The 12,272-nt window shown below is 40.4% G+C and carries 12 protein-coding genes; 11 read left to right on the top strand and 1 reads right to left on the bottom strand.

All coding sequences use genetic code 11. From position 1 onward, the window contains the following. Positions 1–275 precede the first annotated feature (275 nt). Positions 276–827, top strand: coding sequence for an ADP compounds hydrolase NudE (nudE, locus tag P3L56_RS00475; protein ID WP_071547565.1), 552 nt, complete (start codon positions 276–278; stop codon positions 825–827). Between the two features lie 106 nt (positions 828–933). On the opposite strand, the gene mrcA is transcribed toward nudE, so the two are convergent. Beyond that, entirely contained in the window at positions 934–3,450 is a 2,517-nt protein-coding gene (gene mrcA / locus P3L56_RS00470) for a peptidoglycan glycosyltransferase/peptidoglycan DD-transpeptidase MrcA (protein WP_071547564.1), read from the bottom strand. Between the two features lie 116 nt (positions 3,451–3,566). Here mrcA and pilM point away from each other — a divergent pair, with 116 nt between their 5' ends. From pilM to P3L56_RS00420, 10 genes are all read left to right on the top strand, one after another. Continuing rightward, positions 3,567–4,412: a pilus assembly protein PilM gene (gene pilM, locus P3L56_RS00465; protein WP_048605594.1), complete on the top strand. Its 846-nt coding sequence runs from the start codon at positions 3,567–3,569 to the stop codon at positions 4,410–4,412. 3 nt (positions 4,413–4,415) lie between these two features. Continuing rightward, complete coding sequence (locus tag P3L56_RS00460; RefSeq protein ID WP_042848629.1) at positions 4,416–4,967, top strand: PilN domain-containing protein; 552 nt, start codon at positions 4,416–4,418, stop codon at positions 4,965–4,967. Then, on the top strand, positions 4,960–5,508 hold the full coding sequence (locus P3L56_RS00455; protein WP_166686987.1) for a hypothetical protein: 549 nt from the start codon (positions 4,960–4,962) through the stop codon (positions 5,506–5,508). Before P3L56_RS00460 ends, P3L56_RS00455 begins: the two co-directional genes overlap by 8 nt. Further along, positions 5,501–6,562, top strand: a complete 1,062-nt coding sequence (locus P3L56_RS00450) for a secretin N-terminal domain-containing protein (protein WP_072065726.1) — start codon at positions 5,501–5,503, stop codon at positions 6,560–6,562. The genes P3L56_RS00455 and P3L56_RS00450 overlap by 8 nt, the downstream gene beginning before the upstream one ends. A gap of 507 nt (positions 6,563–7,069) precedes the next feature. Next, a complete protein-coding gene (gene aroK / locus P3L56_RS00445; protein WP_004906592.1) occupies positions 7,070–7,591 on the top strand; it encodes a shikimate kinase AroK in 522 nt (173 codons plus the stop codon). 49 nt (positions 7,592–7,640) lie between these two features. Beyond that, a complete protein-coding gene (aroB, locus tag P3L56_RS00440; protein WP_048605596.1) occupies positions 7,641–8,729 on the top strand; it encodes a 3-dehydroquinate synthase in 1,089 nt (362 codons plus the stop codon). A gap of 291 nt (positions 8,730–9,020) precedes the next feature. Then, complete coding sequence (locus P3L56_RS00435; protein ID WP_166685572.1) at positions 9,021–9,908, top strand: SPOR domain-containing protein; 888 nt, start codon at positions 9,021–9,023, stop codon at positions 9,906–9,908. 82 nt (positions 9,909–9,990) lie between these two features. Continuing rightward, positions 9,991–10,890, top strand: coding sequence for an adenine-specific DNA-methyltransferase (dam, locus tag P3L56_RS00430; RefSeq protein WP_048605600.1), 900 nt, complete (start codon positions 9,991–9,993; stop codon positions 10,888–10,890). A 15-nt stretch (positions 10,891–10,905) separates the two neighbouring features. Next, positions 10,906–11,580, top strand: coding sequence for a ribulose-phosphate 3-epimerase (rpe, locus tag P3L56_RS00425; protein WP_004263207.1), 675 nt, complete (start codon positions 10,906–10,908; stop codon positions 11,578–11,580). Beyond that, positions 11,577–12,269 (top strand): phosphoglycolate phosphatase, encoded by a 693-nt coding sequence (locus P3L56_RS00420; protein WP_042848634.1) that lies wholly within the window; start codon positions 11,577–11,579, stop codon positions 12,267–12,269. The genes rpe and P3L56_RS00420 overlap by 4 nt, the downstream gene beginning before the upstream one ends. The last annotated feature ends 3 nt before the right edge of the window (positions 12,270–12,272 follow it).

Here is a 12,272-nt window from a genome sequence, read left to right as displayed (position 1 = left end):
AAGCATAGCAACCCTGCTGCTTTCTCAAAATAAGCCAATTCCTATTCTATTTATGGTTTTTGTTTTAAATTACAATATGTTGTAAAAAAATATTTTATTTATTTATCTGTGCTATGTTTATGCGATGGTTATACTAGCAGCATTTTATCTACTCGATAATATCTATCATTTTTTTTTGATATAGGTCATAGTTAGAGTACTAGGTAAATGTGCCACATAAATAAATGAAATACGCTTTTAGCAATAGATTTCACTCATCCTGTTCGGAAATCGTTATGACAGAGTTAAAAAAACCTAAAATCTTGAATATTCAAGATGTTGCTCAATCAAAATTATTCAGCATCCAGTCAGTTGATCTCGAATTTAGCAACGGTGAAAAACGAGTCTATGAAAGAATGCGCCCAGCAAAACGCGAAGCTGTTCTTATTATTCCTATTATGGGTGATAACCTAATCCTAATCCGCGAATACGCAGTCGGGATTGAAAACTATGAATTAGGGTTCCCTAAAGGCGCTATAGACCCCGGCGAAGTCGCTCTAGAAGCTGCACAGCGTGAGCTTAAAGAAGAAATTGGTTATGGTGCTAATAATATTATTCAGCTAGCCAAGCTCACCATGTCCCCCTCTTACTTTTCAAGTAAAATGAATATCCTCGTAGCTGAAAACTTATACCACGAAAAACTCGAAGGTGACGAGCCGGAACCACTACAACAAATAATCTGGCCTATATCACGCATGATGGAGTTGCTAGAGCACCCTGACTTCAACGAGGCAAGGAATATTAGCGCACTTTTCTACCTTGAGCGTTACTTAAAAAGCAGTAAGTAATAATACATATATTCTGTATTTTTTTCATGCCTACCTTAACTTTCATGATAAAAAAACACCCCATGTTCTTAGTCAACAATGGGGTGCGTTAAACAAGGCAATAACCCTAAAATAACTCTTGAGTAGAGCCACTTTCTGTTGAAATTGTTGTTCCAACTTCTTGTATTGCATGTTCTTTCGGTTCGGTTCCTTCAATAAAGTATTCTCTACGGGAAGAGCCTAATTTACCTGTACGACTATCAATCGATACCGAAATCACACCTTTAGGTGGCTTCATTGTTTTCACTGGCACCCCCTCTAAGATGGATTTCATAAAATCATCCCACATCGGCTGAGCACTTTTCGCCCCTGCCTCACCGCGACCGAGTGTTCGTTTATTATCATCAAAACCAATCCACGTCGATGCGACTACATCCGGGCCATAACCAGAGAACCAAGCATCTTTTGAGCTATTGGTTGTTCCTGTTTTCCCACCAATATCACGGCGACCACCTAAATCTCTTGCCGCACGCCAGCCAGTTCCAGACCAGCCAGGTTCCCCATAGATATTCGTCATCATCGCATCCCTAATTAAGAAAGCGAGAGGCGTATTTATCACATGCGGTGCATACCGGTCATCAGAATTTGCGTCAGTATTCCCAGCTGTCGCCAGCTCCATTGTAGGCTCTTGTACCACTGCGTTATTACCGGATTGTGTCACTTCCTCTGTTGATTCATCATCAATGCCTTTAATCGCAATCGTACGTTCTGTATCACCATAAATAACTGGAATATGAGTGCAATCTGGGCAAGCTAATTTTGGTTTCGCTTCAAAGATGACTTCATCATTATGATTTTCGATCTTCAAAATATAATATGGGTCAATAAGGTAACCCCCATTCACCATAACAGCATAACCACGTACCATTTGCATTGGCGTAAATGAAGGTGCACCTAATGCCAACGCTTCTGTACGGTTAATATTCTCAGGTGGGAAACCAAAGCGAGTCAAATAATCGGCTGCATAATCAACGCCCATAGCCCTCATTGCTCGCACCATAACTACGTTTTTAGATTGCCCTAACCCTTGACGCAAACGGATAGGACCATCATAACGAGCAGGGGAATTTTTTGGACGCCAATCTGAGCCCGCACCCGCATCCCAACGGCTAATCGGCACATCATTTAATAATGATGATAACGTCAAGCCTTTATCCATTGCTGCGGTATAAAGAAACGGCTTAATATTTGAACCAACTTGGCGTAAAGATTGAGTAACGCGGTTAAATTCACTCATATTAAAATCAAACCCACCAACAAGGGCAATAATAGCCCCATCGTTAGGGTTCAATGCAACAAATGCGGCATTAACATCTGGTACTTGCCCTAACCACCAGTTGTCTTTAACTTTACGCACCCAAATTTGTTCGCCAGCTTGTACCACTGCATTAACGGCTCTTGGTGAGGCGCCTTGTTGCGTATCCGATATAAACTTACGAGCCCAACGTACACCAGCCATCGTAATTGAAATTTGCGAACCATCAGCCAACATGACCTGAGCTTCAGACCCTGTTGCCGATACAACAACCCCTGGCATCAAAGGGCCATAGACTGGCATCTTTTTCAATTTTTCAATAATTTTATCTGATGCCCAAGCTGTTTCTGTTGGTTTCCATAACACATCAGCAGGGCCACGATAACCATGGCGAGTATCATAATCGATCAAGTTATTACGTACCGCGGTTGTTGCCGCTTCCTGATCTTTACGGATCACCGTGGTATATACTTTATACCCGTCAGTGTAGGCGTCTTCACCGTATTTATCATACAGTGTTTGGCGAGCCATCTCGGCTAAATAAGGTGCGGAAAAATCTATTTTTGGTGCATGATAAGAAGCAACTATTTTCTCATTTTTCGCTTGTTCATACTGATCTCGCGTAATATATTTTTCTTCAAACATACGAGAAAGTACGACATTACGGCGGTTTACCGCGCGATCATACGAATAAAGAGGGTTAAACGTTGATGGTGCTTTAGGCAAACCTGCAATCATTGCAATCTCACTGAGCGTCAACTCATCAACAGTTTTACCAAAATACACATAAGCAGCAGCCCCAACACCATAAGCGCGGTTACCCAAATAAATTTTATTTAGGTATAGCTCCATAATTTCATCTTTAGTAAAAAGCTGCTCAATACGAATCGCCAAGAAAGCCTCTTTAGCTTTACGCATAAGGGTTTTTTCAGGGCTTAAATAAAAATTCCTCGCCAGTTGCTGAGTAATCGTACTCGCCCCTTGAGATGCATGACCCGATGAAGCCATCACCGAAACAGCCCGAAAAATACCAATTGGGTCGATGCCGTGGTGGTCATAAAAACGGCTATCTTCGGTTGCGATGAATGCTTTTACCATCAATGGTGGAATTTCTGTCAGCGGTAATGGAATACGACGTTTTTCACCGTATTGAGCAATCAGTTCATTATCAGCGCTGTATACCTGCATTGGAATTTGCAGACGGATGTCTTTCATTGTTGCTACATCAGGCAACTCACCTTCAACATATTTATACATGCCATATATCGAAGCGGTTCCCAAAAAAATGCAACAGAAAACAAGAATAAAAAAATATTTTACGAACTTCACCTGAAAATTCCCATGCCTGGCAAACAAGAGGGTTTAGATATCACTAACGCATAGTATAAAGCTTATACAGCACAATAGAAAATGTAATTTATTGGTTAATGATAAGGAAATTAACTATGTACACATCAAAATGGAACATTGGAATCGACCTATATCAAAGCAAAATTCAGCTAGTTGCCGCTAAACGTCGCAAGAAACACTGGTCTTTGTGTGAATGCTGGCAACAACAACTTCCCTTCGAAATTGCTGACAAATCAGACCATGAACAATACAAGATTCTACTGAATATTTTAATACAATGGCGTCAGAAATTACCTAAAAACTGTTCTGTATCTATCGCATTACCTGCAGTTAGGACACTAAAACAACAATTTGCATTACCTAGCCAAATTAATCTACAGCAACCAGAATTAGGTTGGTACCTACAACTGCAAGCTGAAAAACGTTTTCCTATGCATGCTCAAGAACTGGCAATGGATTATAGAGTAATCAATCAACACGTTTATTTTAATGGGGCTCGAAAATCAGAAATTAACTTTTGGCAAAAATTATTAGCAGAAAGCGGATTCAATCTACTGGCAATTGATGTCGCCCCCGTTGCGCTGCGTTATGTTGCTCGCCATGCGGGCTTACCCGATGAAAGCTGGCTAGTTCACTATAGGCAAGGTGAGTGGCTGTGGTCTGGCCCTATTAGTCAACCTGCCAACTATAACCATCTACCCGACACCGAAACCCCGACGCTATCTGCATTATTGTCTTTACTCAACCAAGAAGAGTCATCACCGATATTACCCATTTACCTCATTACCGACCATCAAAACATTCATGATAAACATAGCATTGAAGCAATACATAGCTGGGAGTTACGCCAAGCTTTTCAGCATAACAATCTTAAAATCCCCCATCAGTTAGGGGATTTTGTGATAGCAGCAGGGCTAGCATTACGGCATGGAGATATTTAACTCATGGGGTTATCAAAACTATATCAAGTTAACTTTCTGCCTTGGCGGCAGCAGCAAATTGTGAAGAAACAACGGTTATTTATTATTTTTTCTCTGGTTGCTGGTTGCTCAGTGCTTATCACTTGTTGCTTTTTAGTCTTTTTTCACCAATTGGAAATTGAAAAGCAACAAAAAATAAAATATCACCATCAACAACAATATGAGCAAACGCAACAGTTAGCACAACGAGTATCTCTCCAGAAAAAACAACTCCTCGAATTGATTAACCAAAAAAACAGATTGGATGAGGTTATGAACAATAACCAGTTTTTACTCAAATTATTACAAGACTTGCCATTAATCACACCATTAAAAAGTTGGCTTACTACCGTCCAATTAGTTGATAATAAAATAGAAATAAAAGCCCGCAGTTATGACTTCCAAAATGTTAGCTTACTAAGCCCTAAGCTTAAAGAGCGAGGGCTAAACCACATCCAATTAAAAAAGCTCAGCCGTACAAACCAAGTACACCGGTTACATTTAACCGCTATACGCCAAGGAGAAGCTAATGAGTGAATCACTTCATGCTTTTTGGTATCGCCCTTTTTGGCAGCAAACCATACCCATTTGGCTATTTATCAGTTTATTTTTATTTGCAGGCTATTTTTCATACTGGAAAGAAAATGAAATACTACGTCTTGAATTAGAATCGGAAAACAATAGTTTAATTGAAAAAATAACAAAAGAAACCAGACAATTACAGCACTTTCCGCCCTTACATCTATTAGAACAGCAAGCAGATGTTCTAAAGCAAATTGTCGATGCTAAAGGTGAACCACTAGAACTACTTTCACAACTTAATACATTACTGAACCATTCAACTGTCATATTAAACCAACTACAACCAACGAGTAGCCATGGCTATTTCCTCGAAGTTCAAGGGGATTTCATCAGTGTCTATCGCTTTATAGAGCAACTTCTCACTTTGCCTAATACTCAACGATACCGTTACTCAGATATAAAATTAACTTCAAAGCAAGGTGCCATACTCGCATCAGTCACTTTTTCATCAATTAACCACACTTTCGCTATCAAGGATGATAATAGTAATGAATAGAAAGTTAATTAACACACCGATACTCGTAGCTATCATAGGGTGTTTCTTTTTGCCTGCTTTTTGGCTATCAGCTCAAGAAATACGAGACCCATTTGCGCCTTTACATCCCGTAGAGGAACAAACACAGTCTAGTCCAGTGATGGCTACGAGCCTATCTTCTCAACATACAGACCCTTTAATTGAAAAAATTTTTCAATTAATTTCAATCGATGCTCTAGAAATACGCACTCAACTAGAGCACCCCAAAACTTTATTGTTATCAAAAAATGCATCTATTCATCATGACCACACCACAAATAGTGTGATAGTCAAAGATAATCAACAGCGAATAGCCTTACTAGAAGAGTGGATAAAACAAAAAGATAAACCCAATAAACAAGTTCAAATAACAGCGCATATTATTAGTAGTAGCCGAACCGCATTACAAGAATTAGGGCTTGAGTGGGGAATATTAGCGGGGAATACAGCCAACAGTCATCTTAACCGTTATAACCGTTATCATTCCGCACCGGGGCAATTTTCGTTTAATGTGTTAAAACTAAGCGATGGGTTACTTGAATTAAAATTAAACGCTTTAGAAAAAGAAAATTTACTCTCCATTATTGCTAGCCCTCGGTTAATCGCCTCACACCAACAACCTGCGAGTATTCAACAAGGTACAGAAATACCCTATGTCACAAGCAATGAAAAGAAAACTCACGTACAATTTAAAGATGCTGTACTAGGTATGGATGTCACCCCGACCATTATCCGCAATGAAAAAGTAGAGTTGAACCTAAAAATTAGCCATAACTCGCCAGATACCGCACTAACCAGTAGCCAAAGTCACCATTTAGCAATAAATAAGCAAGAAATATCAACATCCGTCACTATTAAAAATAATGAAACCCTAATATTAGGTGGCATTTTTCAGCAAAAACAAGAAAAAACAGAGACAGGTTTACCATTTATCTCTCAAATTCCTCTCTTAGGGTCATTATTTACAAATACTGCGGAACATATAGATAGAAGGGTTCTTATTGTTTTTATAACGCCAAAACTTATCAATATTTAACGCGAATAAAATAACACATATACTTCAATGAGTTGAATAAACAATAAGCCAAAGATTAGTCAAAAAAAATATTTTTATGCTATAAACCTACCGGATAAATTTGACGCTGGCGTCGTTTTAGCATACAAGGTTATCCATTGAGTGTTCTAACTATCCGTAGATTAAAGAACAAGCTGTCAGTCGCTTATAAAACAGCCACAACAATTTTGCTCTAAAAATAACAGAAATCATGCGCTACTACCTATAGGCAAAACCTGTTAAAACTATGCTAAACAATGCATTAGGCAATATAGACGGCTCAAACATTGAGACCTGTAATTTTAAATGTGGCACTTTGTTCGCTTAGTGCCGCATTTATATAGTTGCAATTCGGGTTGATGTATTGAGATAATTTTCTTATCTGATCTCACATCATCACTAATGAGGTTTCAGTTTATAGGTCCCGCCGCTAATTCGATTGGCGGGGCGGGTGATCATTAACGAATAATCGTAGTAATACCAAAAAACATGGCAGAGAAACGCAATATCTTTCTGGTTGGACCGATGGGTGCTGGCAAAAGCACTATTGGCCGTCAGTTGGCTCAACAGCTTAATATGGAGTTTTTCGACTCTGATCACGAGATAGAAAAACGTACTGGCGCAGATGTAGGCTGGGTATTCGACCTTGAGGGTGAAGAAGGCTTTCGCGATCGCGAAGAAAAAATCATCAATGAGCTCACTGAGAAACAAGGCATCGTATTAGCAACGGGTGGCGGTTCTGTTAAGTCCAAAGAAACCCGTAACCGCTTGTCCGCTCGTGGAGTCGTTGTCTATCTTGAAACGACCATTGAGAAACAATTATCCCGTACACAACGTGACAAAAAGCGTCCTCTATTACAAGTTGACGAACCGGCACGTGAAGTACTGGAAAAACTGGCTGACGAGCGCAATCCTATGTATGAAGAAATTGCTGATATTACCATTCATACTGATGAACAAAGCGCTAAAGTTGTCGCAAGCCAAATCATTGAGCTATTAGAGAAAAACTAATTAATCATGGTGTTATTTTCATAAAATAATGAACTCAAGGTAAAGCAAGATGGAAAAAGTCACTGTTACTCTGGGCGAACGTAGTTATCCAATCAATATCGCGCCAAGTTTATATAACGAACCTGGGGCATTTTGGCCATTAACTACTGGGCAACGCGCAATGATAGTGACAAATGAAACGCTTGCACCAATTTATCTTGAAAAGGTAAAACACGCTCTTGAATCTTCTGGCGTAAAGGTTGACAGCATCATTCTTCCTGATGGCGAACAATACAAATCGCTATTCATCATGAACGATGTTTTTACCGCACTACTTGAAAAGCACCATAACCGAGATACTACCCTCATCGCTCTTGGTGGGGGGGTTATCGGTGACCTTACGGGTTTCGCTGCTGCTAGCTATCAGCGCGGAGTACGTTTTATCCAAATTCCTACCACCTTATTATCTCAAGTGGACTCTTCTGTTGGCGGTAAAACCGCAGTAAACCATCCTCTAGGGAAAAATATGATTGGGGCATTTTACCAACCTGCCTCGGTAGTTATTGACCTTGATTGTTTAAAAACCTTACCCAAAAGGGAATTAGCCTCCGGCTTAGCAGAAGTGATTAAGTATGGAATAATTCTTGATGGTGACTTTTTTACATGGTTAGAAAACAATATTGATGCTCTGGTCGCGCTAGATAACCAAGCGATGGCCTACTGCATACGTCGTTGTTGCGAATTGAAAGCACAAGTCGTTGCTGCTGATGAAAAAGAAACCAGTGGGTTACGTGCGCTTCTCAATTTAGGTCACACCTTTGGGCATGCCATTGAAGCTCATATGGGCTATGGTGTCTGGTTACATGGTGAAGCCGTTGCAGCAGGTATCGTTATGGCAGCAAGAACTGCTGAATTGATAGGCCAATTTACACCGGAGCAAACCCAACGGGTGATAGCACTTTTAGAACGTGCATCACTTCCTGTCAAAGGCCCTTCACAAATGAAGCCAGATGATTATCTACCGCATATGATGCGCGATAAAAAAGTAATGGGTGGAAAACTGCATTTAATTTTACCTACCACTATCGGGCATTCAGAAATGCGCGCGGACATCGATGCGCAAACTGTCATTGCAGCGATATCTTCCTGCATGCCATAAAAATATGACAAAATGGTCAGATACGTTACCAAAAACAGAGAAAACCCTGAATTTTTACAAGCGTTTTAAAATGTTACTGGTAGATGTACGCTAAAGTCGTTAAATTATAAGGTATGCCTACGCCTAGATACAATAATCTGGAAATGCACAATACCAATATGGCTAGCACGGTATTACGAAAGCATATATGCTTTAAAAATAAGCATCGATATTCTGCTTGGTCGCTAACAGGTTGTACTGATAAGAGACATTTTATCTCTACTATAGGCAAATTTTATTCGGGAGAGGAAGATGGACGAATTTAAACCAGATAATCAAGGCCAAAATGATCTTAGGCCAGATACATCAGATAGACCGACAGGGCGTTCACGCCAATCCGCTGCTACAAAGCCTAAATTAGCACTCTCACGCCAACATATTATGATTGGTGTCGGTGTTTTAGTTTTATTACTACTCATTATTGCGATCAGTTCTGCGTTAAAAGCGCCTACTGAGCATGAAAAGTTGCAAACAACCGGCACTAACAACCAACAAAATATTGATTTGTCTAACTCATCCTCTTTGACAAACTCACAAGAGCAAGCTCAGACGGGTCAGGCACAAGAAATCTCAGGATCTCAAATCACACCGACACCAACTCAAGGTGAGCCAAAAACTCAACCTAATGGCTTGGGTGAGCGGATCGAAATCCCAGGTGATGTGGTAGATGCTTTAAATCAAGGCCAAACACCAACCGCTGAAACAACACAACCACAAAATGTAACACCGCCAGCAATCAAACCTGCAGAACAGCAACCTGTGGCACCGCCAACAGCACCTGAAAAAACCCCTGCGAAAGTGGTTGAGCCAAAACATCCGGTACAACCTAAGCAACCGACTAAGGCTGCGGCCAATAACCATGGCAGCAATGTCATGTCAGCTCCTGCGGGTACCTACACTCTGCAACTTAGTAGTGCAAGCCGTTCAGATACGCTGGAAGCATTTGCTAAAGAAAACAAACTTGCCAATTACAAGGTCTACAAAACTATTCGTAATGGGCAAACTTGGTATGTTCTCATTCACGGTAATTATAATTCAGTCACTGACGCAAAAAATGCAATAGCAACTCTACCTTCTGCTGTTCAAGCGAAAAAGCCGTGGGTTAGAAATATGAAACAAGTCAAACAGGATCAAAAATAACAACGTTTTTCCCCGGGCGCATTGTGTTGTCCTGACAGAGTATGAATGTTTTTACTCTAAACGATTGTAATAATAAGACGGCATGAAAAAAAAACGCGCTTTTTTAAAATGGGCTGGGGGTAAATACCCCCTTGTGGAAGAAATAAAAAAACATCTTCCACAAGGTGATTGCTTAATTGAGCCTTTTGTTGGTGCAGGGTCAGTGTTTTTAAATACTAGCTATGATTCTTACATGCTGGCAGATATCAACAGTGACCTCATCAACCTCTATAATACTGTTAAAGACCATGCTGATTCTTTTATCGAAGAGGCCCAGCAAATCTTCACACCTGAATATAATACTTCAGAACAATACTATTTAATGCGTGAAGCCTTTAACCAATCCAATGACACTGAAAGACGTAGTATCCTTTTTTTATACTTAAATCGTCACTGTTATAATGGGTTATGCCGTTATAATTCACGCGGTGAGTTCAACGTGCCTTTTGGTCGCTACAAAAAGCCCTATTTCCCTAAAGAAGAATTACTGTGGTTCGCTGAAAAATCGCAAAAAGCAACATTTATTACCCAGCACTATGGCGAGACCTTGCTCAATGCTAAAGAAGGTGCCGTCATTTACTGTGACCCGCCTTATGCTCCTTTATCTGATACTGCCAATTTTACGGCTTATCATACCAATTCCTTTAATGCGAGCGAGCAACAAAATTTAGCGATTTTGGCACAGAAGTTATCAACGGAAAACAGGATCCCAGTGCTGATATCGAATCATGATACCCCGTTAACCAGAGAGTGGTATCATCAAGCTCAATTACATATTGTAAAAGTACGTCGTACCATTAGTAGAAATATATTAAACCGTAGCAAAGTCAATGAATTACTGGCTTTATATACGGGGGAACCTAATAGCCTTTCTCCTAGAAAAACTGACAAAAAAATGCAAAGCCTTGTGACTAGTGCTGAATGGCTCTCAGATAACGATTAATAATCGGAGACGATAATGAAAAACTTTCTCATTGCCCCATCTATTTTATCTGCTGACTTTGCTCGTTTAGGCGAAGATACCGCCAATGTTCTTGCAGCTGGTGCTGATATCGTGCATTTTGACGTAATGGATAATCATTATGTTCCTAACCTAACTTTTGGTGCTCCAATTTGTAAAGCCCTGCGTGACTACGGTATTACTGCGCCGATTGATGTCCACCTCATGGTAAAACCTGTTGATAGGATTATCCCTGACTTCGCCAAAGCAGGTGCAACTCATATAAGCTTCCATCCTGAAGCCAGTGAACATGTTGATCGTTCATTACAACTCATCAGAGAACATGGCTGTACCGCGGGGTTGGTATTTAACCCAGCAACACCACTGAGTTACCTTGATTATGTAATGGATAAAGTGGATATGATTTTACTGATGTCAGTTAATCCAGGCTTTGGTGGTCAATCCTTTATCCCACAAACCCTCAATAAATTGCGCCAAGTCCGCAAACTTATTGATGAAAGTGGCTATGATATTCGTTTGGAAGTCGATGGCGGTGTGAAAGTGAACAATATTGCAGAAATCGCGGCGGCTGGAGCGGATACCTTTGTTGCAGGCTCAGCCATCTTCGATCAACCAGACTATAAAACAGTCATCGATGCGATGCGTAACGAACTACAAAAGGTATCTCAATGACTCAAGTTGTATTAGAAGATATTAAAGCGATTGCCTTTGATTTAGATGGTACTCTCGTTGACAGTGCCGGTGGCTTAGCTGAAGCCATCGATAATATGCTCAAAGAGTTTGGTTTTCCTCCAGCAGGTAAAGAGCGCGTCTCTATTTGGGTAGGTAACGGGGTTGATGTTCTCGTTGAACGCGCGCTTTCTTGGGCAGGAGCCGACATCACAGCTGAATTACAAAAAAAAGCTCGAGCCAGTTTTGATAAATTCTATGCAGTTTCTGTCACAACAGGTAGTCAGCTATTCCCTGAAGTAAAAGAAACCTTAGAACAATTAGCAAAACACAACATACCGATGGGGATCGTCACAAATAAAGCTACGCCGTTTATTGCTCCACTACTAAAAAAATTAGGCATTGATAGCTATTTTTCTCTTGTATTGGGTAGTGACGATGTAAAAGCCCTAAAACCACACCCTGCTCCCCTTTACTTAACAATGGGCACATTCGGTTTACGTAAAGAAGAATTGCTTTTTGTCGGCGATTCCCGTAATGATATTATTGCAGCACAAAGCGCAGGATGCCCGAGTGTCGGGCTGACATACGGCTATAACTACGGTGAATCTATTGCTTTGAGCGAACCTGACTGTGTCTTGACACACTTTGCAGGCTTGTTACCCACAATTGGTTTATCTGAAATAAAATAAGCA

The sequence above is a fragment of the Providencia sp. PROV024 genome (genome assembly GCF_032709665.1).
GTDB lineage: Bacteria > Pseudomonadota > Gammaproteobacteria > Enterobacterales > Enterobacteriaceae > Providencia > Providencia huashanensis.
This window is presented reverse-complemented; position numbering and strand designations above follow the sequence as displayed.